Raw genomic sequence first — 26,326 nt, forward strand, 5'->3', positions numbered from 1 at the left:
GCGGGGTTTCGGCCCCGTGGTGTTCCACGGAATCGCGGGGGAGATCGGAACGGGCATCCGGACCGCACGAAGGGGGACGTGCTGATGACCCAGCCGCCCAGCCAGCAACCGCCGCAGGGAGGCTTCGGCGCGCCGCAGGACCCGCCGCCGGGAACTCCTCAGCCGCCCCAGGCCCCGCCCCAGCCGCCGACCCAGCCGGGCTACGGCTACCCGCAGCAGGCCCCTCAGCAGCCCCAGCCGCCTCAGCCGCCGACCCAGCCCCAGCCCGGCCCGTACGGCCAGCAGCAGCCGGGCCCGTACGCCCAGCAGCCCGGCCCGTACGGGCAGCAGCCCGCAGCCCCCACCCAGCAGCAGCCGGGCCCGTACGCCCAACAGCCCGGACCCTACGGCCAGCAGCCTGGTCCGTACGGGCAGCAGCAGCCGGGTTACGGCTACCCGCAGCAGCAGTACCCGGGCGCCCCGGCCCCGGGCGGTCCGGGCGGTCCGGGCGGCGGCTCCGCCAAGCGCAAGCCCGCGATCATCATCGGTGCCGCGGTCGCCGCGCTCGCGGTGATCGGCACCGGCGTCTACGTCGCCACGAGCGGCGGCTCCGACGACAAGCCCGTCGCGAAGGAGAGTGAGGGCGCCAAGCCGAGCGTCTCCGCCTCCGTCGACCAGGGCGACGGCAACGGCGACGGCACGGGCCGCGGCGGCGACGGGGACCTCAACGCCGGGCGCAAGGCCGGCGAGGCCAAGGTCCTCTGGCTCCAGACGAACGACGTGGACCTGCCGCGCAACGGCTCCGACGTACGCGGCCCCTGGGTGGTCGGCGACACGATCGTCAAGGGCATGTACCGCCAGGTCACCGGCTACTCCGTCGCCGACGGCAAGAAGAAGTGGTCGGTCGACCTGCCCGCCGACCTGTGCGCTGCCCCCAACCAGACCACCGCCGACGGCAAGATCGTCATCGGGGTCAAGAACGGCACCACCAGCCGGGCCGACTGCGCGGACCTCCAGATGATCGACCTGAAGACCGGCAAGGCGGGCTGGAAGAAGTCCGTCAAGAAGAACGGCACCTGGGACTTCCTCTCGGACATCTCCCTCGCCGTCAGCGGCGACACGGTCACCGTCGCCCGCACCGGGAACTCCAACGCGTACCGGGTCAGCGACGGCAAGGAACTGTTCGGCAAGCCCGCGGGCAACTGCCAGCCCTTCGCGTTCGCCGGCGGCTCCAAGCTGATCGCCGCCGCCAGCTGCCGCACCGACGACGTCGACAACCCGCAGCACCAGATCCAGGAGATCGACCCGGCGACCGGCAAGGCCCGGTGGACGTACCAGCCCAAGCGCGGCTGGGAGATCGACAAGGTCTACTCGGTGGACCCGCTGGTCGTCTCGCTGAAGAAGGAGAAGGAGTGGAGCATCCTCGCGCTGAAGCACGACGGCACGCTGCGCTCCGGCCTCTCCAGTGACAAGGGCGACTCGTTCGCCCCGGACTGCGGCAGCGCCTTCGCCGTCTTCGGCAAGTCCCTCGACGGGTGCACCGGGGTCGCCGCCGACGCCAACACCTTCTACATCGCGACCGACGCGGGCGGCGGGCTCGAACAGACCAACAAGGTCGTGGCGTTCAACCTGAACACCGGCAAGCCGAAGTGGAAGGCCACGGCCCCGGCCAAGACCACGGTGAAGCCGCTGCGCATGGACGGCGCCAACGTGCTGCTCTACATGGAGCCCGGCTACCAGCGCGGCGGCGGCATCGCCACCCTCGCCCCGACCGGAGGCGCAGTGAAGACGGTGCTGACGCACCCCTCGTCGACGTCCCAGCTGGAGAAGAGCTTCTACCGGCCGCAGATCGTCTACGCGGACGGCCGCTCCTTCCTCGCCAGCGGCCGGGTCAGCGCCAGAAACGACAAGGAAGAGCTGGAGACGAAGACCATGATGGCCTTCGGCAACTGACGGCTCAGGAAGTCCCTCGACGGCCGGACCCCGGTGGGGACCGGCCGCCGAAGCCCCACGGCTCACGGCCGGCGGGGCGGCCGGTTCGCAACGCCCGCCCCGCCGCCCCCCGTCCCACCACTCTCTTTCCTTCCAGTCCCTCCAGTCCCCTCCCAGAGGTACGTACGCCATGACGCAGCCGCCCAACGAGCCGCCCCAGGGCGGATTCGGCGCCCCGCAGGACCCGCCGCCGGGCGGGTTCGGTGCCCCGCAGGACCCGCCGCCCGGTGGATTCGGCGCCCCGACCCCGCCACCCGCCGGTGCCCAGCCACCCCAGGCGCCCCAGACACCTCAGGGCCCGCAGTCCCCCGCGACGCCGCCCGGCGGGTACGGCTCCCCGACCCCGCCGCCGCAGCAACAGCAGCAGCCGGGCGCCGGGTACGGCTACCCGCAGACCCAGCCGGGCTACGGCTACCCGCAGACCCAGCCCGCCCAGCCCGGCTACGGCTACCCGCAGGCCCCCGTGCCCGGCCAGCCGCAGCAGGGCTACGGCTTCCCCCAGGGCATGCCGCCCGGCGCGCCGCCCCAGCAGGGCTACGGCTACCCGACCGCGCCGATGCAGCAGCAGCCGATGCCGCCGCAGAACACCGGCGGCGGCAAGAAGTTCACCACCCAGATGCAGATCATCGTGGCCGCCGCCGTGGCCGTCGTCCTCATCGTGGGCGGCGGGATCTGGTACGCCAACAGCGGCGACGACAAGAAGGACGAGGCCACCCAGTCCGGCGGCACCAGCGGCGGGACGGACGGCGAGAACAAGGGCGGCGGAGCCACCGACGGCGCGGGCAAGGAGAAGGCCCCCTCCGACCCCAAGTCCACGGTCGCCTTCCAGGTACCCATGCCCAAGGTCACCGAGGTCACCAAGGTCGACGGCTCCTGGCTGACCGACAAGGCGTACGTCAAGACCGGGCTGAACGAGATCGTCGCCTACGACCCGGCCAAGAAGGGCGCCAAGCTCTGGTCCATCCCGCTCGCGGGCCAGGTCTGCGCCGCCTCCCGGCACATGTCCGACGACTTCCGGACCGCGATCCTCTTCCAGCAGAGCAAGCCCACCAAGCAGCTCAAGTACCCGCCGTGCAACCAGGTCGGCGCGCTCGACCTGAAGACCGGCAAGCTGCTCTGGAGCAAGTCGATCACCGCCGCCACCAGCGGTGACGCCCCGGTCCGGTTCGCCGAGGTCACCGTCAGCGGCACCACCGTCGCCGCGGGCGGCCTGGAGGGCGGCGCCGCCTTCGACCTGAACACCGGCGCCGAGCGCTGGAAGCCGAAGACCTCCTCCGACGGCTGCTACGACCTCGGCTACGGCGGCGGCCCCGCCCTCGCCGTGGTCCGCAAGTGCGGCACGTACGACGACCCGCAGCTCGTCATCCAGGCGCTGAACCCCACCTCCGGGGCCCCGATCTCCTCGTACAAGATGCCGCCCGGCGTCGACTACGCGAGCATCGTCTCCACCAAGCCGCTGGTGGTCGCGGCCGACGTCGGCGACACCGCCGGTGACGGCAGCGGCATCTCGGACTTCTTCTCGATCGACGCCGAGACCGGCAAGCTGACCACCCGGATCGCCGCCGACGCCGAGAAGTACGCGGCGCGCTGCGCCTCCACCGAGGTCGAGAGCTGCAGCCAGCTCGCGGTCGGCAACAACCGCATCTACCTGCCGACCGAGGAGCACGAGGGCACCGGCGACTACGGCAACACCAACGAGATCGTCTCCTTCGACCTCACCACCGGCAAGCAGACCGGCGACCGGGCCGACGCCGGCAACCGCTACACGATGTTCCCGCTCCGGATGGACGGCGGCAACATCATCGCGTACCGGGAGCCGCCGTACGACAAGGGCGGCCAGGTCGTCTCCATCGACGGTGCCACCTTCAAGCAGACGGTGCTGATGGAGAACCCGAGCGACGAATCGGTCCGCAACGCGGAGACCAGCTTCACGCCGGACTACACCGAGTTCGTCTACAGCGACGGGCACCTCTTCCTGTCCGCCACGATGGTCAGCAAGCCGAGCGGTTCGCTGGACAACGACCGCCGACTGGTCGTCAGCTTCAGCCGGGGCTGACACGCGCGTAAGTACGAAGGGGGTGGTGCCCGGGGACGGGCGCCACCCCCTTCGCGTGTCCCGTCGCCTTTTGGCCGTAAGGCGCCCCTCGGCGTCGAACAAGCGTGTAACTTGCCGGACCAGGAAAGCCGGGGTGCCCGGCGTGCCGGTGCGACGGGGGTGTGTGCGATGGGCGTGCGGCTGATGGTGGTCGATGATCACAGGCTGCTCGCCGAGGCGCTCGCCTCGGCGATGAAACTCCGCGGCCACCGCGTCCTCGCGGCGACCGCGCCGACGGCCGGCGCGGCCGAACTGGTCGTCAGCAGGGCCCCGGAGGTCTGCCTCTTCGGCACCGCCGCCCCCGCCGCCCCCGGCACCTTCGACCCGGTCGCACGGATCAGGCGGGAGCGCCCGCAGGTGGCCGTCGTGGTGCTCGGACCGGTGCCCAGCCCGCGCGGCATCGCGGCGGCCTTCGCGGCCGGCGCCGCCGGATACGTCCGCCACGACGAGCGCATGGAGGGCGTCGAGCGGGCCATGGTCAAGGCGCGGGCCGGCGAGGCCGCGGTCGCGCCGCAACTGCTGCGCAGCGCCTTCGCCGAACTCCTCAACCCGGCCGCGGCCCCGGACGACGAGGGCCGGCGGCTGCTCCGGCTGCTCACCCCGCGCGAGGTCGAGGTCCTGGTCCGGGTCGCCGAGGGCGAGGACACCCGGGTCATCGCGGCCGGGATGGGGATCGCGCCCAGCACCGCGCGGACGCACGTCCAGCGGGTGCTGATGAAGCTGGGCGTCGGCTCCCGCCTGGAGGCCGCCGCCCTCGCCGCCCGCACCGGACTGCTGGACCGCGCCACCCGCCCCGGAACCGCGTAGGGCGTGTCCCGAAGACCGTTCCTAAGGCCGTTCCTAAGGCCGTTCCTAAGGCCGTTACGAAGGCCGTTCCGCCCTCAGGACAGGGACGCGCTGACCACGGCCGCGGCCCGGGCGATCAGCCGGTTGTCGTAAGGGGCGTCCTTGGTGTTGCGGTGGGAGAGGATGGCCATGACGACGGGGGCGGATCCCGGCGGCCACACCACGGCGATGTCGTTGCGGCCGCCGTAGTAGGTGCCGGTCCCGGTCTTGTCGGCGACCTCCCACCCCTTGGGCACCCCGGCCCTGATGAGCTCGTCCCCGGTGGTGTTGTCCCGCAGCCACCGCGTGAGCTGCGCCCGCTCCGGCTTCGGGAGGACGTCACCGAGGACGAAGGCGCGCAGGTCCCCGGCGAGGGCCCGGGGCGTCGTCGTGTCCCGCTGCTCACCCGGCACCCACCGGCTCAGCGCGGTCTCGCGGCGGTCCATCCGGGTCACGTCGTCCCCGATGCCCTCCAGTACGGCGTCGAGTCCCGCGGGCCCGCCGATCTCGTCGAAGAGCAGGTTGGCCGCCGCGTTGTCGCTGAAGCGGACGGCGGCGTCGCACAGTTCGGCCAGCGTCATCCCGGTCCGCACATGCTTCTCGGTCACGGGAGAGTTGGGGATCAGGTCGTCCCGCGTGTACCTGATCCGCTTGTCCATCCCGTCGAGGGAGAACTCGCGGAGCACGGCACCGGCCTCCAGGGCCTTGAACGTGGAGTGGAAGGCGAACCGCTCGCCGTCGTGGAACGCCACCTCCCGCCCGGTGCCGGTGTCGACGGCGTACACGCCCAGCCGGGCGTCGAACTCGCGCTCCAACTCCTCGAGCCGCCCCGCGTACGGCTTCACGGCGCCCTTCCCCGCCGCGCCCGGCGCGGACGAGGACGGGACGGAGGACGAGGACGGGGACGCGGACCGGTCCTCGGACTCCGCACCGCAGGCCGTCAGCGGGGTCAACGCGAGAACGGCGGCGAGCGCTCCGAGCCTGGTGCGGTGGGAACGGGCAATGCGCATGATCCGTACCTCCGGTCGCCCCGCTCGGGGCAGGGCAGTCGGGGGACGGAGCGGCAGAAGGCTCCGTCCCGGTGGGGTGAGGGCGTACGAACACCCTGGCCCCCGCACCGACATACGGTCCAATACGCGCATGGCCGGTTCCATGCCCTTTCCGCATGTGACCCTTCTAGGATGCCTGCGTGGACCTTGTCGGAGCGTGTCGCGCGTTCGTCAGCGTCGGGGAGCGCGGCGGCTTCACCGTCGGCGCCGCCGCGGCCCGGATGTCGCAGCCGGTCGCCAGCCGCCGCATCGCCGCGCTCGAAGAACGCCTCGGCGAGCGGCTCTTCGAGCGGACCTCGCGCCGGGCCGCGGTCCTCACCCCGTTCGGCCGGGACCTCCTCCCGGCGGCCCGGCAGCTCGTGCAGGCGGCCGACGACCTGATCCACGAGGCGCGGGCGGCCGGCAGCAGGCCGGTGCGGCTCGCGGTGCCCGGCACCTGCTCCGCCGTGGCCCTCGCCCACCTGGTGGCCGAGGCCCGGGACCACGGCCTCGTCCTCGACCTCCGCGTCGCACCACCCGCGCGCCGCGCCGAACTGGTCCGCCTCCAGCAGGTCCGCGCCGCCCTGCTGGCCGTGCCGGCCGACGAGGCGGTCTGGTCCGTCCCCCTCGGCCTGGCCGGGGCCGGGGACCCCGGCGTGAACCGCGTCTACCTGGAGACCCTTCGGCTCGGGCGCGGCTCCACCGGCCCGGCCCGCCATGTGTGGCTCCAGCCCGAGGACGACGTACCGCACCTGCGCGACCCGCTGACCCGGCTGCGGGACGCGCTGGGGCTGCGTCCCGGGCAGCTCGCCGTCGCGGCCGATCCGACGACCGCCCTGGCCGAGGTCCTCCGGACGCGGGACCTGCTGCTGTGCTCCCCGGACCAGGCCCGCGAGTTCGGCCTGCACTGGCGCCCCGTCGGAGAGCTCCCCCTCGGCCGTGGCTACGCGCTCGTGGCCGCCGCCGAGGGCGACCCCCGGCCCCTGCGGGACCAGTTGGACGAAGCCCTGGCGCGCTGCCTCGGTGCCCCGCCCCGCCCCGCCGCCCCAGAAGTTCCGCCCGGCCCCGGACGTACCGCACGTACCGCACGCACCCCGCACACCCGACGCACCCCGCGCACCGGCGGCCGCGAGAAGGGCCCCGCGACGTGAACAGCGAGACCCTGCTGCGCGCGCTGCGCCGCCGGCTGGACGACGGCGGTCTGCGCGGCTGCCTGCTCGTCCGGGACCTGCGCACGGGCGACGAGCTGGGCATCGACCCGGACACCCGGCTGCCCGCCGCCTCCCTGATCAAGCTCCCGCTGGCACTGGCGACCGCGGTCCGCGTCCACCGGGGCGAACTCGACGGGGCGACCATGATCGACGTCCTCCCCGGCCGGATCACCACCCCCGGCCCGACCGGGCTGAGCCGCTTCCGCCACCCCGCCCGGATGGCGATCGACGACCTGCTCTACCTGAGCACCTGCCTGAGCGACAGCGCCGCCGCCGACGCGCTCTTCGACCTGACCCCGCCGCCCCGGGTCGCCGCGATCCTCCACGAGCTGGGCCTGGGCGGGATCACCGTCCGGCACACCATGGGCGAGCTGACCGACACCCCCGTCGAACGCTTCGACGCGGCGGGGCGCCACCTCGCCCACGCACTGGCCATCGACGCCGGTACGGGCGGTCGCGGGCACCGGGTGCCGCAGCTCGACACCACCCGTGCCAACACCGGCAGCGCCCGCGCCTTCGTCGACCTGCTCCAGGCCCTGTGGACGCCCTCGGCGATCCACCCGGAGGTGGCCGGGCGGGTCCGCGGCCTCCTGGGCGACAACGTCCTGCGGCACCGGCTCGCCCCGGACTTCGCCTCCGACGCCAGCACCTGGTCCTCCAAGACGGGCACCCTCCTCAACCTCCGGCACGAGGTCGGCGTCGTGGAGCACGCGGACGGCCAGACTTTCGCCGTCGCCGTGCTCACGGAATCCTCCGTCCCGGCGAGCGCCCAGCCCGGGGCCGAGGCCCTGATGTCCGAGGTGGCCCGCCGCCTGCGCGACCACCTCCGCCAGCTGTAACGCCTCCCTTTCCCGCGCCCGCCCGCTCCCCGCGGGCGGGCGCCACTCATTGACGCGCATGTTGACTTGTGGTTCATTGTGTTTGGTTATGTTTGGGAGGAGACTGGTGAAGAAGACGGTTACGACGCTCGCCGACGGCCGGGAGCTGATCTACTACGACCGCCGCGAGGACACCGTGCGCGAGGCCGTCGACCAGCGCCCGCTCGGCGCCGTGTCGACCTCCTCCGAGATCCGCCGCGACCCCTTCCTCGGTGACAGCGTGGCCATCGCCTCGCACCGCCAGGGCCGTACGTACCACCCGCCGGCCGACGAGTGCCCGCTCTGCCCCTCGCGGGACGGCAAGCACAGCGAGATCCCCGAGGCCACGTACGACGTCGCCGTCTTCGAGAACCGCTTCCCCTCGCTGGCCGGCGACTCCGGCCGCTGCGAGGTCGTCTGCTTCACCTCCGACCACGAGGCGTCCTTCGCCGACCTCACCGAGGAACAGGCCGCACTGGTCCTCGCGGCCTGGACCGACCGCACCGCCGCCCTCGCCGAACTCCCGCAGGTCAAGCAGGTGTTCTGCTTCGAGAACCGGGGTGCCGAGATCGGCGTCACGCTCGGCCACCCGCACGGGCAGATCTACGGCTACCCCTTCGTCACCCCGCGCACCGAGCTGATGTTCCGCTCTCTGGCCGCCCACCGGGCCGAGACCGGCGGCAACCTCTTCGACGACGTGGTGGCCCGCGAGGAGGCCGACGGCTCCCGGATCGTCCTCGCCGGCGAGCACTGGATCGCCTTCGTGCCGTACGCGGCGCACTGGCCGTACGAGGTCCACCTCCACCCGCGCCGCCGCGTCCCGGACCTGCGGGAGCTGGACGAGGCCGCGCGCACAGAGTTCCCACAGATCTATCTGGAACTCTTGCGTCGGTTCGACCGGATCTTCGGCCCCGACGAGCCGCCGACCCCGTACATCGCCGCCTGGCACCAGGCACCGTTCGGCGTCGAGGGGCGGGAGGAGTTCGGGCTCCATCTGGAGCTTTTCACCATCCGACGCACCTCCGGCAAGCTGAAGTTCCTCGCGGGTTCCGAATCCGGCATGAACGTGTTCATCAACGACGTGCCGCCGGAAGCCGCGGCGAAGCGACTGAGAGAGGTAGCGAGCCAGTGAGCAAGCCCCCGAAGAAGTACCTGGTCACCGGCGGTGCCGGATACGTCGGCAGCGTGGTCGCCCAGCACCTGCTGGAGGCCGGCCACGCGGTCACCGTCCTCGACGACCTCTCGACCGGCTTCCGCGAGGGCGTCCCGGCCGGCGCCGAGTTCATCGAGGGCCGTGTCCAGGACGCCGGGAAGTGGCTCGACGCCTCCTACGACGGGGTCCTCCACTTCGCCGCGTACTCCCAGGTCGGCGAGTCCGTCACCGACCCCGAGAAGTACTGGGTGAACAACGTCGGCGGCTCCCTCGCGCTGCTCGCCGCGATGCGCGACGCCGGGGTGCGCACCCTGGTCTTCTCCTCCACCGCCGCCACCTACGGCGAACCGGCCACCACCCCGATCACCGAGACCGACCCGACCGCGCCCACCAACCCCTACGGCGCCACCAAGCTCGCCGTCGACCACATGATCACCGGCGAGGCGGCCGCCCACGGACTGGCCGCCGTCTCCCTGCGGTACTTCAACGTGGCCGGGGCGTACGGCACATGCGGGGAGCGGCACGACCCCGAGTCCCACCTGATCCCGCTGGTCCTCCAGGTCGCCCTCGGCCGCCGCGCCTCGATCTCGGTCTACGGCGACGACTACCCGACCCCCGACGGCACCTGCGTACGCGACTACATCCACGTCGCCGACCTCGCCGAGGCCCACCTGCTGGCCCTGGAGGCCGCGACCCCGGGCGAGCACCTGATCTGCAACCTCGGCAACGGCAACGGCTTCTCGGTCCGCGAGGTCGTCGAGACCGTCCGCGCGGTCACCGGCCACCCCGTCCCGGAGGTCGTCGCCCCCCGCCGCGCGGGCGACCCCGCCGTCCTGGTCGCCTCCGCCGCCACCGCCCGGGAGCGGCTCGGCTGGACCCCGTCCCGCGCCGACCTGGCCGGAATCGTCACCGACGCCTGGAACTTCGCCCGCCGAGAGGAGCCCACCGCCCCATGACCACCGAGACCGGTGCCCTGACCGCCTCCTTCACCGAGCTCTACGGGTACCCGCCGGAAGGGATCTGGGCCGCCCCCGGCCGGGTCAACCTGATCGGCGAGTACACCGACTTCAACGACGGCTTCGTGATGCCGCTCGCCCTGCCGCACACCGCGCTCGCCGCCGCCGCCCGCCGCACCGACGGCGAACTGCGGCTCCACTCCACCGACGTGCCCGGCGGCGTCGTCCGGCTCCGGCTCGACGGACTGGCCCCGCACGAGGGCCACGGCTGGGCCGCGTACCCCGCCGGGGTGGCCTGGGCGCTGCGCGAGGCCGGGCACCCGGTCACCGGGGCGGACATCCAGCTGAGCTCCACCGTCCCCACCGGCGCCGGCCTGTCCTCCTCCGCCGCGCTGGAGGTCGTCACCGCCCTCGCCCTGAACGACCTCTTCGACCTCGGGCTCTCCCTGCCCGAGCTGGCGGTGATCGGCCGCCGCGCGGAGAACGCCTTCGTGGGCGTGCCCTGCGGGATCATGGACCAGATGGCCTCCGCCTGCTGCACCGAGGGCCACGCCCTGCACCTCGACACCCGCGACCTCACCCGGCGCCAGGTCCCCTTCGACCTGTCCGCCCAGGGGCTGCGGCTGCTGGTGGTCGACACCCAGGTCAAGCACGCGCTCGGCGACGGCGCCTACGCCGAGCGGCGGGCCGGCTGCGAGGCGGGCGCCGCGGCGCTCGGCGTGGCCACCCTGCGCGAGATCCCGTACGCCGGGCTCGACGAGGCGCTGGAGACCCTGGCCGGGGCCGGGGTGGACGAGTCCGTGATCCGCTACGTACGCCATGTGGTCGGCGACAACGAACGGGTGGAACGGGTCATCGCGCTCCTCGACGCGGGCGACGCGCGGGCCGTCGGCCCCGTCCTGGACGCCGGACACGCCTCGCTCCGCGACGACCTGCGGGTCTCCTGCCCGGAACTCGACCTGGTGGTGTCGGCGGCCGGTCCGGCCGGGGCGCTCGGCGCGCGGATGACCGGCGGCGGCTTCGGCGGCTCGGCGATCGTCCTGGTCGAGGAGGAGCGCGCGGAGCAGGTCTCCGACGCCGTGCGCAAGGCGTTCGCCGAGGCCGGGTACACCGCCCCGCGGATCTTCCCGGCCGTCCCCTCGGCAGGCGCCCGCCGCCTCGCGTAGGCAGTCCCACCCGGATCACGCCCGGTTCGCGGGGTCCGGCCCGATCCGAAGGAGACGGCCGGATCCCGGTTATGGCCCGAACACCCAAGCGGCATGGGCCAGTTCTGTGAATTCACTTCCGCCCGGGCCCGTCGCCCGTACTCTGATGCACAGCACCGGTGGGGGCCGGTGCTGATTCAGGGGTACGAGACAGTCGGGTACGGCACCCGGGGAGGGTTCGCAGTCGGCACACGGCGGCGGCCGTGGGACTGCGGTCCGAATCCCCGATCCGGGTCGCCGTACCCGCACTGACCGGCCCCTTTTCGTCGTCCCCGGGGTGGCCCCAGGGACCGACACATAGGGGGGTGCCTGTGGTGCGTATCCGGGTTCTCGTGGTGGACGACCATCGGATCTTCGCCGAGTCGCTCGCGGCGGCGCTGGCGGCCGAACCGGACGTCGAGGTGTCCGCGGCGGGCAGCGGCCCCGCGGCGTTACGGTGCCTGGAGCGGGGCGCGGCGGAGGGGCGCGGCTACGACGTGATGCTGGTCGACGCCGACCTCGGCACCCTGTCTCCGGCGGGCGACCGCCCGCCCCCGGGCCCCGTCCCCGTTCCGGCCGACGGGGGGAACGCCCCGGTGGACGGCATCTCGCTGGTCGCCGGTGTCCGCGCCGGGCGCCCCTCGGTGCGCACGGTGGTGCTCGCCGAGCGGGACGACCCCCGGCGTGCCGCGCTCGCCCTCCAGGCCGGGGCCGCCGGCTGGGTCGCCAAGGACTGCTCGCTGCAACGCCTGCTCGCGGTCGTCCGGGGCGTCCTGCGCGACGAGACGCATCTGCCCCCGGCGCTGCTCACCGGCGTACTGCGGGAGCTGACGGCGGCGCGCAAGCACCGCAGCGAGAGTGAGCAGCTGGTCGAGTCGCTGACCCCGCGCGAGCGCGAGGTGCTGCGCTGCATGGTGGCTGGCCTGGGCCGCAAGGCGGTGGCCGAACGCCTCTTCCTCTCCCCGCACACGGTCCGCACCCATATGCAGAACGTGCTGGGCAAGCTCGGCGTGCACTCCACCCTGGCCGCGGTCGCGCTGGCCCGCCGCGCGGGCGTCGGCCCGGCCGACCCCGCACCGCCGGGCGGCGCCCTAGGGGATGTTGTCGAACGGGGCGGTCAACTGGCGTAGCAGTCCGGCCAGTTCGCCCCGCTGCTGGGTGGAGAGCTCGCCCAGGATGGCGCGCTCCTGGGCCAGCAGTCCGGCCAGCGACTGGTCGGCCTTGTCGCGGCCCTCGGCGGTGAGCCGGACGAGGACGCCGCGGCGGTCGTTCGGATCGGGCAGCCGCTCGACGAGGTTCTTCTTGGTGAGCCGGTCGATCCGGTTGGTCATCGTGCCGGAGGTGACCAGGGTCTGGGTGAGGAGCTGACCGGGGGAGAGCTGGTACGGGGCCCCGGCCCGGCGCAGCGACGTCAGCACGTCGAACTCCCAGGGCTCCAGATCGTGCTCGGAGAAGGCGATCCGGCGGGCCCGGTCCAGATGCCTGGCCAGGCGGGAGACGCGGCTGAGCACCTCGAGTGGTTCCACGTCGAGGTCGGGGCGCTCGCGGCGCCATGCAGCGACCAGTCGGTCGACCTCGTCCTCCATGCGGATCAGTGTAGTTGGTCTGTCGACATGAAGTCTCTTGAATTCAAGTGTCTTGACATCAAGATAAATCTGGCGTGATCCTGGCCCCATGACCGCACCCGGCACACCCTCCTGGGACCCGCACCAGTACCTGCGCCACGCCGACCACCGCACCCGCCCCTTCCTCGACCTCCTCGCCCGCGTCCCCGACCTCCCCGCCACCCCCGCACCCCGCATCGCCGACCTCGGCTGCGGCGCGGGCAACGTGACCGCCCTGCTCGCCGACCGCTGGCCCGACGCCCGGATCACCGGCTACGACAACTCCCCGCAGATGCTCGAACGGGCCCGCACCCGCACCGGCCCCCGCCTGGACTTCGCCGAGGCCGACGCCGCCACCTGGACCCCCGCCGAACCACACGCCCTGATCATCTCCAACGCCCTGCTCCAATGGGTCCCCGGCCACACCGCCCGCTTCCCCGCCTGGCTCGACGCGATCACCCCCGGCGGCACCCTCGCCTTCCAGGTCCCCGGCAACTTCGACCAGCCCAGCCACGCCCTGATGCGGGAACTCGCCGACTCCCCGCGCTGGCGCGACCGCCTCTCCGGCCTCCTGCGCCACGCCGACGCCGTGGACACCCCCGCCGCCTACCTCGACGCGCTGACCGCCCCCGGCCTCACCACGGACGTCTGGGAGACCACGTACCTGCATCTGCTGCCCGGCGAGGACCCGGTACTCGACTGGGTGAAGGGCACCGGCCTGCGCCCCGTCCTGACCGCCCTCGCCGACGACCCCGAGGCCACCGACGCCTTCCTCGCCGACTACCGCGACCTGCTGCGCACCGCCTACCCGGCCGGCCCGCACGGCACGGTCTTCCCGTTCCGCCGCGTCTTCGCCGTCGCCCACAAGGAGAGCCGATGATCGCCGCCCTCGACCACGTACAGCTCGCCGCCCCGCCCGGCTCGGAGGACGCCCTGCGCGCCTACTACGCGGAGGTGCTCGGCATGACGGAGATCCCCAAGCCACCGGCGCTCGCGGCCCGCGGCGGCTGCTGGTTCCGGGCCGGGCCCGTCCAGCTCCACCTCGGCATCGAGCCGGACTTCCGCCCGGCCCGCAAGGCCCACCCGGGCCTGCGCGTCACGGACATCGAAGCGTTCGCCGCCCGCCTCGCGGCACACGGCGCCGACGTCCACTGGGACGACCACCTCCCCGGCCACCGCCGCTTCTACGCCGAGGACCCGGTGGGCAACCGCCTGGAGTTCCTGGAACCGGTGGACGGCTGTTCCTCCCATGGACGGGATCCCCAGCCCTGAAAGCCCCACTGGGCCGCACATCCCCCACCGTCATCCCCACGGGTGAACAGCCCCGGCTCAGCTCTTCCGGTGGCCTATCAGCCTCGGCTTCGACTCCAGGTTCTCCAGGCCGTGCCAGGCCAGATTCACCAGGTGGGCGGCCACTTCCGACTTCTTCGGCTTGCGGGCGTTCACCCACCACTGGCCGGTCAGCGCGACCATGCCGACCAGCGCCTGGGCGTACAGCGGGGCCAGCTTCGGGTCGAAGCCGCGCGCCTTGAACTCCAGACCCAGGATGTCCTCCACCTGGGTGGCGATATCGCTGATCAGGGAGGCGAACGTCCCGGTCGACTGCGCCACCGGGGAATCGCGGACCAGGATGCGGAAACCGTCGGTGTACGTCTCGATGTAGTCGAGCAGGGCGAACGCCGCCTGCTCCAGCAGCTCACGGGGGTGCCCCGCGGTCAGCGCACCGGTCACCATGTCGAGGAGCTGGCGCATCTCGCGGTCGACGACCACCGCGTACAGCCCCTCCTTGCCGCCGAAGTGCTCGTACACCACCGGCTTGGAGACACCGGCCCGGGACGCGATCTCCTCGACCGACGTCCCCTCGAAGCCCTTGTCGGCGAAGAGCGTGCGACCGATGTCCAGCAACTGCTCCCGGCGCTCCTTCCCGGTCATCCGCACCCTGCGGGTACGCCGGGAGGAGGAGGGACGGGTGTTCTCGCTGCTGGTACTGGAGTCGGTCGCCACGTCGTCAATCATGCCGCCTCGGTACGACCGCGGTCGCGCCGGGCGTCGCTCGGACCGGCATCGACCCGGCGGGAAGCGATCCGCGCCGCGTCCGGCCAGCGCACGTCGTACGCCCAGCCCAGCTTCTCGAACCAGCGGATCACCCGGGCACTCGAATCGATCTGACCGCGCATCACCCCGTGCCGGGCGCTCGTCGGATCGGCGTGGTGCAGGTTGTGCCAGGACTCGCCGCAGGACAGCACCGCCAGCCACCACACGTTCCCCGACCGGTCGCGCGACTTGAACGGCCGCTTGCCCACCGCGTGACAGATCGAGTTGATCGACCAGGTCACATGGTGCAGCAGTGCCACCCGGACCAGCGAGCCCCAGAAGAACGCCGTCGCCGCACCCCACCACGACATCGTCACCACTCCGCCCACCAGCGGCGGAAGCAGCAGCGAGACCGCCGTGAACGTCGCGAAGTGACGCGAGACCGCGCGGACCGCCGGGTCCTTGATCAGATCGGGGGCGTACTTCTGCTGCGGCGTCTGCTCCTCGTCGAACATCCACCCGATGTGGGCCCACCAGAGCCCCTTCATCAGCGCGGGCAGGCTCTCCCCGAACCGCCACGGCGAATGCGGATCGCCCTCGGCGTCGGAGAACCGGTGATGCTTGCGGTGATCCGCCACCCACCGCACCACCGGCCCCTCCACCGCCAGCGACCCCGCGACCGCCAGCGCGATCCGCAACGGACGCTTCGCCTTGAACGAGCCATGCGTGAAATACCGGTGGAAACCGATCGTGATGCCGTGACAGCCGATGAAGTACATCGCCACCAACAGCCCCAGATCCAGCCAGCTCACCCCCCACCCCCAGGCCAGCGGCACCGCCGCGACCAGCGCCACGAACGGCACCACGATGAACAGCAGCAGGGCGATCTGCTCGATCGACCGCTTGCTGTCCCCGCCGAGCGTCGCGGAGGGCAGGGGCCGGCCGTCGTCGGCCGCGGCGGACCGGGGATCGTCGAGCGCGGCGGGACTGGTGTTCATGGGGGGTCCCCTGGGGAAGAGAAAGACGACGGACAGCTCCGGCTACGGTTCCGTAACCTACGGCAACGTAAGTATGGCAGCGCAAGGGCCCGACGCACGAGAGCGCGACCGGGCCGCGCCAGCGGGGATACCCGATCGGGCCGCGAGCGGGTGTCCACTTCGTGGACACCTATCCTGAGTGGAGTCGGACAGCGCGGTCCGCACTCTGCTTTCCCGGGACGGCGGCAGTCCCGCAGCCCGCCACGTCCCGGAAACCCCCGGGGGCGCGGCCCGCCGCGGCCCCGGAGTACCCCCGTGCTCAACCACTGCAAGGAGCCGCACACCGTGAGCAGTGCCGACCAGACACCTGCCGCCAGCACCGAGCTGCGCGCCGACATCCGCCGCCTCGGCGACCTCCTCGGCGAGTCCCTCGTCCGCCAGGAGGGCCAGGAACTCCTCGACCTCGTCGAACGGGTCCGCGCCCTGACCCGCACCGACGGCGAAGCCGCCGCCCAGCTCCTCGGTGAGACGGACCTGGAGACCGCCGCCCGGCTCGTCCGCGCCTTCTCCACCTACTTCCACCTCGCCAACGTCACCGAACAGGTGCACCGCGCCCGCGAGATGCGCGACCGCCGCGCCGCCGAGGGCGGCCTCCTCGCCCGAACGGCCGACCGGCTCAAGGACGCCGACCCCGACCACCTGCGCGAAACGGTCAAGAACCTCAACGTCCGCCCCGTCTTCACCGCACACCCCACCGAGGCCGCCCGGCGCTCCGTCCTCAACAAGCTCCGCCGCATCGCCGCCCTCCTCGACACCCCCGTCGTCGAGTCCGACCGCCGCCGCCAGGACCTCCGCCTCGCCGAGAACATCGACCTCATCTGGCAGACCGACGAACTGCGCGTCGTCCGCCCCGAGCCCGCCGACGAGGCCCGCAACGCCATCTACTACCTCGACGAACTCCACGCCAACGCCGTGGGCGACGTCCTGGAGGACCTGGCCGCCGAACTCGACCGGGTCGGCGTCGAACTGCCCGCCGGAACCCGCCCCCTCACCTTCGGCACCTGGATCGGCGGCGACCGCGACGGCAACCCCAACGTCACCCCCGCCGTCACCTGGGACGTCCTGATCCTCCAGCACGAACACGGCATCACCGACGCCCTCGAACTCATCGACCAGCTCCGCGGACTGCTCTCCAACTCCATCCGCTACACCGGCGCCACCGACGAACTCCTCGCCTCCCTCGAAACCGACCTGGAACGCCTCCCCGAGATCAGCCCCCGCTACAAGCGGCTGAACGCCGAGGAGCCCTACCGGCTCAAGGCCACCTGCATCCGGCAGAAGCTCGTCAACACCCGCGCCCGCCTCGCCTCCGGCACCCCCCACCGCCCCGGCTGCGACTACCTCGGCACCGCCGAACTCCTCACCGACCTCGAACTCATCCAGACCTCCCTGCGCGCCCACCGCGGCGGACTCTTCGCCGACGGCCGCATGGACCGCACCATCCGCACCCTCGCCGCCTTCGGCCTCCAGCTCGCCACCATGGACGTACGCGAACACGCCGACGCCCACCACCACGCCCTCGGCCAGCTCTTCGACCGGCTCGGCGAGGAATCCTGGCGCTACGCCGACATGCCCCGCGACTACCGGCAGAAGCTCCTCGCCAAGGAACTCCGCTCCCGCCGCCCCCTCGCCCCCACCCCGGCCCCGCTCGACGCCGCCGGCGAGAAGACCCTCGGCGTCTTCCACACCGTCAAGGAAGCCTTCGAACGCTTCGGCCCCGAAGTCATCGAGTCCTACATCATCTCGATGTGCCAGGGCGCCGACGACGTCTTCGCCGCCGCCGTCCTCGCCCGCGAGGCCGGACTGATCGACCTGCACGCCGGCTGGGCCAGGATCGGCATCGTGCCGCTCCTGGAGACCACCGACGAACTGCGCGCCGCCGACGTCATCCTCGACGAGATGCTCGCCGACCCCTCCTACCGCCGCCTCGTCTCACTCCGCGGCGACGTCCAGGAGGTCATGCTCGGCTACTCCGACTCCTCGAAGTTCGGCGGCATCACCACCTCCCAGTGGGAGATCCACCGCGCCCAGCGCCGCCTGCGCGACGTCGCCCACCGCTACGGCGTACGCCTCCGCCTCTTCCACGGCCGCGGCGGCACCGTCGGCCGCGGCGGCGGCCCCTCCCACGACGCGATCCTCGCCCAGCCCTGGGGCACCCTGGAGGGCGAGATCAAGGTCACCGAACAGGGCGAGGTCATCTCCGACAAGTACCTCATCCCGGCCCTCGCCCGGGAGAACCTGGAACTGACCGTCGCCGCCACCCTCCAGGCATCCGCCCTGCACACCGCACCCCGCCAGTCCGACGAGGCCCTCGCCCGCTGGGACGCGGCCATGGACACCGTCTCCGACGCGGCCCACGCGGCCTACCGCAAGCTCGTCGAGGACCCCGACCTGCCGACGTACTTCCTCGCCTCCACCCCGGTCGACCAGCTCGCCGACCTCCACCTGGGCTCGCGGCCCTCCCGCCGCCCCGGCTCCGGCGTCTCGCTCGACGGACTCCGCGCCATCCCGTGGGTCTTCGGCTGGACCCAGTCCCGCCAGATCGTCCCCGGCTGGTACGGCGTCGGCTCCGGCCTCAAGGCCCTGCGCGAAGCCGGACTCGACACCGTCCTGGACGAGATGCACGAGCACTGGCACTTCTTCCGGAACTTCATCTCCAACGTCGAGATGACCCTCGCCAAGACCGACCTGCGCATCGCCCGCCACTACGTCGACACCCTCGTCCCCGACGAACTGAAGCACGTCTTCGCCGCGATCGAGGCCGAGCACGCGCTCACCGTCCAGGAGGTCCTCCGGGTCACCGGCTCCACCGAACTCCTCGGCACCAGCCCCGCCCTCCAGCAGACCTTCGCCATCCGCGACGCCTACCTCGACCCGATCTCCTACCTCCAGGTCTCCCTGCTGGCCCGCCAGCGGGAAGCCGCCGCCCGGGGCGAGGAACCGGACCCGCTGCTCGCCAGGGCCCTCCTGCTCACCGTCAACGGCGTCGCCGCCGGCCTGCGCAACACCGGCTGACCGCACAGGCAACCCGACCGGACCGGGTGCGGCCCGCTCACAGCGCGAAGAACGTCGCCACGAGCAGGGCCGCACCCGCGATCCCGGTGCACCACCCGACCCGGGACAGCCGCAGACCACCACCGATCACCAGCCCCGACAGCACCAACGCACCACCCAGCGGCACCCAGGCATGCAGAAACCCCGGCGCCCCGGTCCGCACCACATCGTCCGTACCCGGCCGCACCACCACCGGGAACCGGTCCCCGCGCCGCGCCGCGACCGACCGTTCGATCGTCACCCGGGACCGCGCCACCCCACCGTCCGACGGCGTGAACGGCCCCGTACACACATCGGCACCGCACCCGGTCACCGCCATCGTGCCGTGCTCACGGCCCTTGGCCAGAACGATGTGATGGGCCTTGTCCCAGGACGACAGCACACCCGCCACCAGCAACAGCAGAACCGCACAGCCCATGACGGCATTGCGGGCGTAGACCAGGGCGCGGTGGGAGGAGGAGCTGCGCTTCATGGTGAGCGATCCTTCGACAGACCGGCACCACCGGTCAACTCACGCCCACGAAAAGCCGGTTACCGGGAGGAATGTCAGAGTTGTACGCGCGGCCCCACACGCCTGCGCAGTTCTCCGCGGCCTGCCCGCCTACGCGTTGTACGCGCTCTGCGCCCGCTCCAGCCCCTCGGCCAGCAGACACTCCACCGAGTCCGCCGCCCGGTCCACCAGATACGCCAGCTCCTTGCGCTCGGTGGACGAGAAATCCTTCAGCACGAAGTCCGCGACCTGCATCCGCCCCGGCGGACGGCCGATCCCGAACCGCACCCGGTGGTACTCCGCCCCCAACGACTTGGTGATCGACTTCAGCCCGTTGTGCCCGTTGTCGCCACCACCCAGCTTGAGCCGCAGCGTCCCGTAATCGATGTCCAGCTCGTCATGGACCGCCACGACACGGTCCACCGGCACCTTGTAGAAGTCCCGCAACGCCGTGACCGGCCCACCCGACAGGTTCATGTACGACATCGGCTTCACCAGCACGACCCGCCGGCTCAGCGGACCGGGCGGACCCATCCGGCCCTCCACGACCTGCGCCTGCGCCTTCTGCGCCCGCTTGAACTTCCCGCCGATCCGCTCGGCCAGCAGATCGGCCACCATGAAGCCCACGTTGTGCCGGTTCGCCGCGTACTCGGGACCGGGGTTGCCGAGGCCCACGATGAGCCAGGGTGCGGTGGCGTCGGACATCTCTGCTCGGTCTCCTCGCGTACGACGAACGGGGTGCGGCGGGCGCCGCACCGCAGACAGGGAAACGGGGCGGCGGGTCCCCGAACAGGAAACCGCCACCCCGTCAGTGAAGCAGGAGAGGCGAGGCTCAGGCCTCGGCGCCCTCTTCGGCACCCTCGGCGGCCGGCTCCTCGGCCTGCGCGGCCAGGACCTGGAGCACCACGGCGTCCTCGTCACCGGCGAGCGAGACACCCTTGGGCAGCGTGATGTCCTTGGCGTGGATCGACGCACCCGCGTCCAGGCCGGCGACCGAAACGGTCACGGACTCGGGGATGTGGGTGGCCTCGGCCTCGACCAGCAGGGTGTTCTGGACGTACTCCAGCAGGTTGCCGCCCGGGGCCAGGTCGCCCTCGACCTGCACCGCGACCTCGACGCTGACCTTCTCGCCGCGCTTCACGGTGAGCAGGTCGACGTGCTCGATGTCGCCCTTCAGCGGGTTGCGCTGCACGGCCTTCGGGATGACCAGGGCGTCCTTGCCCTCGACGTCCAGGGCGATCAGCACGTTGGCGGTCTTCAGCGCCATCATCAGGGCGTGGCCCGGCAGGGTGATGTGGACCGGCTCGGCACCGTGGCCGTAGATGACGCCGGGAACCAGGTTGGCGCGGCGGGTGCGACGGGCGGCACCCTTGCCGAACTCGGTACGAACCTGGGCGTCGAGCTTGACCTCGGCCATGACTGCACTCCTCGTGGGATGACGAAAACGGAAGGTCACCCGGCCACGACTGGCCTGCTACGAAGAGCGCGTCGATAACGGACCGCCGTACCCATGAGTACGGCCTCCCTCGCCGAGCAACTCACTGAGTCTACCCGGCGAAGGAGGCCGCCCCAAAGTGGATCTTCGAACGACTGCTTCTACTGCTCCTCGAAGAGGCTGGTCACCGAGCCGTCCTCGAAGACCTCGCGCACCGCACGCGCGATCGTCGGCGCGATCGACAGCACCGTGATCTTGTCGAGCTCCAGCTCGCCCGGGGTCGGCAGCGTGTCCGTGAAGACGAACTCGCTCACCTTGGAATTCTTCAGCCGGTCCGCCGCCGGACCCGAGAGCACACCATGGGTGGCGGTCACTATGACGTCCTCGGCACCGTGCGCGAACAGGGCGTCCGCGGCGGCGCAGATCGTGCCACCGGTGTCGATCATGTCGTCGACCAGGACACAGACCCGGCCCTTCACATTGCCGACGACCTCGTGGACGGTCACCTGGTTGGCGACGTCCTTGTCCCGGCGCTTGTGCACGATGGCCAGCGGGGCGTCCAGCCGGTCGCACCAGCGGTCGGCGACCCGCACCCGGCCCGCGTCCGGGGAGACGATCGTCAGCTTCGAGCGGTCCACCTTGGCACCGACGTAGTCGGCCAGGATCGGCAGCGCGAACAGGTGGTCCACCGGGCCGTCGAAGAAGCCCTGGATCTGGTCCGTGTGCAGGTCCACGGTGAGGATGCGGTCCGCACCCGCCGTCTTCATCAGGTCGGCGACCAGACGGGCCGAGATCGGCTCACGGCCGCGGTGCTTCTTGTCCTGGCGGGCGTACCCGTAGAACGGGACGATCACCGTGATGGAGCGGGCCGAGGCGCGCTTCAGCGCGTCCAGCATGATCAGCTGCTCCATGACCCACTTGTTGATCGGAGCCGTGTGGCTCTGGATCAGGAAGCAGTCGGCGCCGCGGGCCGACTCCTGGAAGCGGACGTAGATCTCACCGTTGGCGAAATCGAAAGCCTTGGTCGGCACGAGACCGACACCCAGCTGGTGCGCGACCTCCTCGGCCAGCTCGGGGTGGGCGCGGCCGGAGAAGAGCATCAGTTTCTTCTCGCCGGTCGTCTTGATCCCGGTCACAGCACAGTCTCCTCAGACGTGTTCCTGGCCCCGCGCATGTGTCCCGATGTGCGACGAGCCAGCCGAAATGGGGTGAGCATCTATCACGGTACGCCGTGCATGACGTACCTGTTTCCGGTCAGCTTTCGCTCGTGCGCTCCGAAGCGGCGGCCTGGGCCGCCTGCGCGGCGCCGCTCCCCGGTCGCTTGCGGGCCACCCAACCCTCGATATTCCTTTGCTGGCCGCGTGCGACGGCCAGCGAACCGGGCGGTACGTCCTTGGTGATGACCGATCCGGCGGCGGTGTAAACGCCGTCCCCGACCGTGACAGGAGCCACAAACATATTGTCCGCTCCGGTCCGGCAGTGGGAGCCGATCGTGGTGTGGTGCTTGGCCTCGCCGTCGTAGTTCACGAAGACGCTCGCGGCACCGATGTTGGTGTGGTCGCCGATCGTGGCGTCGCCGACGTAGCTCAGGTGCGGGACCTTGGCCCCCTCGCCGAGCGTGGCCTTCTTCAGCTCCACGTACGTGCCGACCTTCGACTTCACACCGAGCCGGGAACCCGGCCGCAGATAGGCGTACGGGCCGACCGACGCGCCCGCGCCGATCTCCGCCCCGTCCGCCACCGTGTTGTCCACCCGGGCGCCCTCGCCGACCACGGTGTCCTTGAGCCGGGAGTGGGGGCCGACCTCGGCGTCCTCGCCCAGGTGGGTGGCGCCGAGCAGCTGCGTGCCCGGGTGCACGACCGCGTCGCGCTCGTACGTCACGGTGACGTCGATCAGCGTGGACGCCGGGTCCACGACCGTCACCCCGGCCGTCATGGCCCGCTCCAGCAGCCGCTGGTTGAGCAGCCGCCGGGCCTCGGCGAGCTGGACCCGGTTGTTGATGCCGAGGATCTCGCGGTGGTCCCCGGTGACGGAGGCGCCCACCCGGTGACCGGCCTCGCGCAGGATCGACAGGACGTCGGTGAGGTACTCCTCGCCCTGGCTGTTGTCCGTGCCGAGCCTGCCGAGGGCGTCGGCCAGGAGCCGGCCGTCGAAGGCGAAGACCCCGGAGTTGATCTCCCGGATCGCGCGCTGGGCGTCGGTGGCGTCCTTGTGCTCGACGATCGCGGTGACCGCGCCGTCGGCCGGGTCGCGGACGATGCGGCCGTAGCCGGTGGAGTCGGGGACCTCGGCGGTCAGCACGGTGACGGCGTTGCCGTCGGCCGCGTGGGTGGCGGCGAGCGCGCGGAGCGTCCCGCCGGAGAGCAGCGGGGTGTCGCCGCAGACGACGATCACGGTCCCCTCGACGGAGCCGCCCAGCGCGTCGAGCCCGACGCGCACGGCGTTGCCGGTGCCCTTCTGCTCGGGCTGGTGGGCGGTGCGCAGCCGCTCGTCGACGGTGGCGAGATGCGCGGTGACCTGCTCGCCCGCGTGGCCGACGACCACGACGAGGTGCTCGGGGTCCAGCTCGCGGGAGGCGGTGACGACATGTCCGACGAGCGAGCGCCCGGAAATCTCGTGGAGGACCTTGGGGGTCTTCGACTTCATGCGGGTGCCCTCACCCGCTGCGAGGACGACGACGGCTGCCGGGCGTTCGGAGCTCACGGAAATGCCCTTCGGCTTCGGGTGGTGGACACCCGAAGGATACCGGGGGGCTGTTGGCCGGGCATGGGTACGGGCCCCGACCTGCTGGTCGGGGCCCGTCACGGCGCTGTGCGGCGCTCTCCGTGATGCCTCACGGCGCTCCGCGCTGCTCCCGGGGAAGGAATCGAACCCTCATTCAATGGACCAAAACCATTTGTCCTGCCATTAGACGACCCGGGATAGAGCGACCCTTATGTCCGAATTCCTTGATCGGATCGCTTTCCGGCCTCTACTATGCCGTACCACCAGCCCTCAATGCGACGGTACAGGTCGGCGCTCTTCAAAACGCGCACCACCAGGCAACCCCGGTAGTTCTCCCCGACGTTCTTCCGATTGGTCCTCGGTGAGTGCTTCTTGACGGAGGTCTTGCCGAACGCGGAGGCGTCGGCCCCCGTCAGGGCGGCCCAGAACCGCTCCGCCGACGCGATGTCGGCGGTCTCGTGGATGTGCACGTGGAAGCGGAGGTGCGCGTCGGCCACCCCCAGCAGCCGGAGCCAGGCGAGGAACACTTCGATCATGCCCGGGTCGCTGTTGGTGAAGGTGACCCGCTCCTGCGGCCGGTGCGGCTTGGCCTTGGAGCCCTCCGCCCAGTACAGGCCCACCCCCAGCAGGAAGAGTTCGCGCGGGCTCAGCGGGCCGATCTCGGCCGCCGCCCTCCTCTTCGCCTCCCCGCGCTCCTCCTCGCGTCGCCGGAGGGTCGTTTCCCAGCCGCGCCTGGCGATGGCCGACGCCTCCTCCCGGGACCGCCTGCGCTCCGGCTTCGGCAGATCCCGTACCCACAGCGAGATCGAGCTCTTCGAGCAGCCCAGCTCCAACTGGATCCGGTCGTACGTCATGCCCTGGAGGCGGAGCTCCCGGGCCTTCTCGCGGAGGTCGTCCCTGGCGCGCGGGCGTTTCGTCCACTCCGGGGCGGGCTCGCCGCGGACGAGGCGGTTCAGGAGGTCGTTGTTGTGGATGCGCAGGCGGTCGCGGATCTGGCGCAGGCTGAGCCCCTCCCGGCGCAGGGTGATCGCCTGTTCGCGCAGATTCTCGAAGTCGGCACAGGTGCTCGTGATCTTCGTCATGCGGTGAGCGTCGTCCGGAATGCGGGCGTCCGGTGCGAAAGGCTGATCGATTCGCCATTTCAAGCGATAAGTGGCTGTTTCGGCTTCCGGTGGTGGCCGTCTGTGCTGTCCGGGTTCTCCGGGATCGGGCGGCGGCCGCCCGTAGGGTGGATGCCATGACCGCAACGGGGGCAGACCAGGAGGCGGCGGGACCGACCACCCGCGGCTACTGGTGGTGGGAGCGGCGGCGCAGTGTCGCCCTGGACGTGGGGCTCGGGGTTCTCTCGGCGCTGGAGTGTGCGCTGGAGGGCGTGGATTTCGCCGGGGACGCCGGGTTGCCGGTGCCGGTGGGGGTGCTGTTCGGGCTGCTGGTGGGGTCGGTGCTGGTGCTGCGGCGGCGGTGGCCGATCGCGGTGGTGCTGGTGTCGATCGCGACGGCGCCGGCCGGAATGGCGTTCCTGATGGGGCTGGTGGGTCTGTACAGCCTGGCCGCGTCGGAGGTGCCGCGCCGGATCACGGCGGTGCTGAGCGGGATGTCCTTCGCGGGTTCGTTCATCGTGTCGTACGTGCGGCTGCGGCAGAACGTGGCGGAGCAGGCGGACTTCGGGCCCGGTGACTGGTACGTACCGCTGATCTCGCTGTTCATGTCGCTCGGGCTGACCGCGCCGCCCGTGCTGCTCGGCCTCTACATAGGGGCGCGGCGGCGGCTGATGGAGAGCCTGCGGGAGCGGGCGGACTCGTTGGAGCGGGAGCTGTCGCTGCTCGCGGACCGGGCCGAGGAGCGGGCGGAGTGGGCGCGTACGGAGGAGCGGCACCGGATCGCCCGGGAGATGCACGACGTGGTCGCCCACCGGGTGAGTCTGATGGTGGTCCACGCGGCGGCGCTCCAGGCGGTCGCGCCGAAGGATCCCGCGAAGGCGGTGCGGAACGCGGCGCTGGTGGGGGACATGGGGCGGCAGGCGTTGACGGAGTTGCGCGAGATGCTCGGGGTGCTGCGGGCGGGGGAGCCGGTGTCGTCGCGTCCGGCCGGGGTGCCGTTGGCGTCGGTGGGGCAGGCGGTTGCCGCGGCGGCGGCCGCGGCCGCGGAGGACGGGCCCCGGTTGCGTGAGGTGGAGACGCTGGTGGGGGAGTCCCGGGCGGCGGGGATGACGGTGGAGCTGTCGGTGGACGGGGAGGCGCGGGGGTATCCGCCGGAGGTCGAGCAGACGGCGTACCGGGTGGTGCAGGAGGCGTTGACCAACGTGCACAAGCATGCGGCGGGGGCGCGGACCTGGGTGCGGTTGGCGCATCGGGGTGCGGAGGTCGCGATGCAGGTGGAGAACGGTCCGTCGGACGCGGCGACGGCGGACGCGGGGCTGCCGAGCGGGGGGAACGGGCTGGTAGGTATGCGGGAGCGGGTGCTGGGTCTGGGCGGGGTGTTCGTGTCGGGGCCGACGGAGGCGGGGGGTTTCCGGGTGTCGGCGGTGCTGCCGGTGGGGGAGACGGCGGTCTGATCCGTTCCGGCTCCCCTTCTGTACGGGTACGGGTACGGGCGCGGGGCCGGGTACGGCTTCGGCGGCCCGGTCCCGGCTCGGGTTCGGGAGCGGGCCGCCGGTGCGGGGTGGTCC

Annotated in this window: 23 protein-coding genes and 1 tRNA gene; 13 read left to right on the forward strand and 11 right to left on the reverse strand. The window is 71.9% G+C overall.

Annotation, left to right across the window (positions count from 1 at the left end; genetic code table 11):
* The first annotated feature begins 84 nt into the window (after positions 1-84).
* The 3 genes from ACF08W_RS05940 (at position 85) to ACF08W_RS05950 (ending at position 4,873) form a co-directional block, all read left to right on the forward strand.
* Positions 85-1,932: a PQQ-binding-like beta-propeller repeat protein gene (locus ACF08W_RS05940; protein ID WP_392278560.1), complete on the forward strand. Its 1,848-nt coding sequence runs from the start codon at positions 85-87 to the stop codon at positions 1,930-1,932.
* Positions 1,933-2,101: 169 nt separating this feature from the next.
* A complete protein-coding gene (locus tag ACF08W_RS05945) occupies positions 2,102-4,027 on the forward strand; it encodes a PQQ-binding-like beta-propeller repeat protein (RefSeq protein ID WP_385206767.1) in 1,926 nt (641 codons plus the stop codon).
* A gap of 168 nt (positions 4,028-4,195) precedes the next feature.
* On the forward strand, positions 4,196-4,873 hold the full coding sequence (locus tag ACF08W_RS05950; RefSeq protein ID WP_352276858.1) for a response regulator transcription factor: 678 nt from the start codon (positions 4,196-4,198) through the stop codon (positions 4,871-4,873).
* Between the two features lie 74 nt (positions 4,874-4,947).
* Here the strand turns inward: ACF08W_RS05950 and bla are convergent, their stop codons facing one another.
* Positions 4,948-5,901 carry a class A beta-lactamase gene (bla, locus tag ACF08W_RS05955; protein WP_392278561.1) on the reverse strand — a complete coding sequence of 318 codons (954 nt, stop codon included), beginning with the start codon at positions 5,899-5,901 and terminating at the stop codon, positions 4,948-4,950.
* 179 nt (positions 5,902-6,080) lie between these two features.
* On the opposite strand from bla, the gene ACF08W_RS05960 reads away from it, so the two are divergent.
* From ACF08W_RS05960 to ACF08W_RS05985, 6 genes are all read left to right on the forward strand, one after another.
* Positions 6,081-7,070, forward strand: a complete 990-nt coding sequence (locus ACF08W_RS05960; RefSeq protein WP_392278562.1) for a LysR family transcriptional regulator — start codon at positions 6,081-6,083, stop codon at positions 7,068-7,070.
* Positions 7,067-7,969, forward strand: a complete 903-nt coding sequence (locus ACF08W_RS05965) for a serine hydrolase (RefSeq protein ID WP_385206754.1) — start codon at positions 7,067-7,069, stop codon at positions 7,967-7,969. The genes ACF08W_RS05960 and ACF08W_RS05965 overlap by 4 nt, the downstream gene beginning before the upstream one ends.
* A gap of 106 nt (positions 7,970-8,075) precedes the next feature.
* Positions 8,076-9,119: a galactose-1-phosphate uridylyltransferase gene (gene galT, locus ACF08W_RS05970; RefSeq protein WP_392278563.1), complete on the forward strand. Its 1,044-nt coding sequence runs from the start codon at positions 8,076-8,078 to the stop codon at positions 9,117-9,119.
* Positions 9,116-10,096 (forward strand): UDP-glucose 4-epimerase GalE, encoded by a 981-nt coding sequence (galE, locus tag ACF08W_RS05975; RefSeq protein ID WP_385206748.1) that lies wholly within the window; start codon positions 9,116-9,118, stop codon positions 10,094-10,096. The genes galT and galE overlap by 4 nt, the downstream gene beginning before the upstream one ends.
* Positions 10,093-11,262 (forward strand): galactokinase, encoded by a 1,170-nt coding sequence (galK, locus tag ACF08W_RS05980; protein WP_392278564.1) that lies wholly within the window; start codon positions 10,093-10,095, stop codon positions 11,260-11,262. The genes galE and galK overlap by 4 nt, the downstream gene beginning before the upstream one ends.
* Before the next feature lie 350 nt (positions 11,263-11,612).
* Positions 11,613-12,410: a LuxR C-terminal-related transcriptional regulator gene (locus ACF08W_RS05985; protein ID WP_385207595.1), complete on the forward strand. Its 798-nt coding sequence runs from the start codon at positions 11,613-11,615 to the stop codon at positions 12,408-12,410.
* On the opposite strand, the gene ACF08W_RS05990 is transcribed toward ACF08W_RS05985, so the two are convergent.
* Complete coding sequence (locus ACF08W_RS05990) at positions 12,372-12,866, reverse strand: MarR family transcriptional regulator (protein WP_352276865.1); 495 nt, start codon at positions 12,864-12,866, stop codon at positions 12,372-12,374. The two genes, ACF08W_RS05985 and ACF08W_RS05990, sit on opposite strands and share 39 nt — an antisense overlap.
* 88 nt (positions 12,867-12,954) lie before the next feature.
* Here ACF08W_RS05990 and ACF08W_RS05995 point away from each other — a divergent pair, with 88 nt between their 5' ends.
* Both ACF08W_RS05995 and ACF08W_RS06000 read left to right on the forward strand, forming a co-directional pair.
* Positions 12,955-13,764 (forward strand): trans-aconitate 2-methyltransferase, encoded by an 810-nt coding sequence (locus tag ACF08W_RS05995; protein WP_352276866.1) that lies wholly within the window; start codon positions 12,955-12,957, stop codon positions 13,762-13,764.
* The gene (locus ACF08W_RS06000; protein WP_392278565.1) at positions 13,761-14,156 is read left to right on the forward strand and encodes a VOC family protein; all 396 of its coding nucleotides are present in this window, start codon (positions 13,761-13,763) and stop codon (positions 14,154-14,156) included. The genes ACF08W_RS05995 and ACF08W_RS06000 overlap by 4 nt, the downstream gene beginning before the upstream one ends.
* 57 nt (positions 14,157-14,213) lie before the next feature.
* On the opposite strand, the gene ACF08W_RS06005 is transcribed toward ACF08W_RS06000, so the two are convergent.
* On the reverse strand, positions 14,214-14,900 hold the full coding sequence (locus ACF08W_RS06005) for a TetR/AcrR family transcriptional regulator (protein WP_366292311.1): 687 nt from the start codon (positions 14,898-14,900) through the stop codon (positions 14,214-14,216).
* Positions 14,897-15,916: an acyl-CoA desaturase gene (locus tag ACF08W_RS06010; RefSeq protein ID WP_385206736.1), complete on the reverse strand. Its 1,020-nt coding sequence runs from the start codon at positions 15,914-15,916 to the stop codon at positions 14,897-14,899. The genes ACF08W_RS06005 and ACF08W_RS06010 overlap by 4 nt, the downstream gene beginning before the upstream one ends.
* Before the next feature lie 324 nt (positions 15,917-16,240).
* Between ACF08W_RS06010 and ppc the strand changes: the two genes are divergently transcribed.
* Positions 16,241-18,970 (forward strand): phosphoenolpyruvate carboxylase, encoded by a 2,730-nt coding sequence (gene ppc / locus ACF08W_RS06015; protein WP_352276873.1) that lies wholly within the window; start codon positions 16,241-16,243, stop codon positions 18,968-18,970.
* Between the two features lie 37 nt (positions 18,971-19,007).
* Here the strand turns inward: ppc and ACF08W_RS06020 are convergent, their stop codons facing one another.
* The 7 genes from ACF08W_RS06020 to ACF08W_RS06050 form a co-directional block, all read right to left on the reverse strand.
* Entirely contained in the window at positions 19,008-19,481 is a 474-nt protein-coding gene (locus ACF08W_RS06020) for a hypothetical protein (protein WP_352276875.1), read from the reverse strand.
* 129 nt (positions 19,482-19,610) lie between these two features.
* Complete coding sequence (gene pth, locus ACF08W_RS06025) at positions 19,611-20,204, reverse strand: aminoacyl-tRNA hydrolase (protein WP_352276876.1); 594 nt, start codon at positions 20,202-20,204, stop codon at positions 19,611-19,613.
* A 127-nt stretch (positions 20,205-20,331) separates the two neighbouring features.
* Positions 20,332-20,916 carry a 50S ribosomal protein L25/general stress protein Ctc gene (locus tag ACF08W_RS06030; RefSeq protein WP_352276878.1) on the reverse strand — a complete coding sequence of 195 codons (585 nt, stop codon included), beginning with the start codon at positions 20,914-20,916 and terminating at the stop codon, positions 20,332-20,334.
* A 179-nt stretch (positions 20,917-21,095) separates the two neighbouring features.
* Positions 21,096-22,070, reverse strand: a complete 975-nt coding sequence (locus ACF08W_RS06035; RefSeq protein ID WP_352276880.1) for a ribose-phosphate diphosphokinase — start codon at positions 22,068-22,070, stop codon at positions 21,096-21,098.
* A gap of 118 nt (positions 22,071-22,188) precedes the next feature.
* A complete protein-coding gene (glmU, locus tag ACF08W_RS06040; protein WP_352276882.1) occupies positions 22,189-23,637 on the reverse strand; it encodes a bifunctional UDP-N-acetylglucosamine diphosphorylase/glucosamine-1-phosphate N-acetyltransferase GlmU in 1,449 nt (482 codons plus the stop codon).
* Between the two features lie 148 nt (positions 23,638-23,785).
* A tRNA-Gln gene (locus tag ACF08W_RS06045) sits at positions 23,786-23,856 on the reverse strand.
* Between the two features lie 11 nt (positions 23,857-23,867).
* On the reverse strand, positions 23,868-24,740 hold the full coding sequence (locus ACF08W_RS06050; RefSeq protein ID WP_392278566.1) for a hypothetical protein: 873 nt from the start codon (positions 24,738-24,740) through the stop codon (positions 23,868-23,870).
* A gap of 155 nt (positions 24,741-24,895) precedes the next feature.
* Here ACF08W_RS06050 and ACF08W_RS06055 point away from each other — a divergent pair, with 155 nt between their 5' ends.
* A complete protein-coding gene (locus ACF08W_RS06055; RefSeq protein ID WP_352276884.1) occupies positions 24,896-26,212 on the forward strand; it encodes a histidine kinase in 1,317 nt (438 codons plus the stop codon).
* Positions 26,213-26,326 lie beyond the last annotated feature (114 nt).

Origin of the sequence: Streptomyces sp. NPDC015144, assembly GCF_043079735.1 — a bacterium.
Lineage (GTDB): Bacteria > Actinomycetota > Actinomycetes > Streptomycetales > Streptomycetaceae > Streptomyces.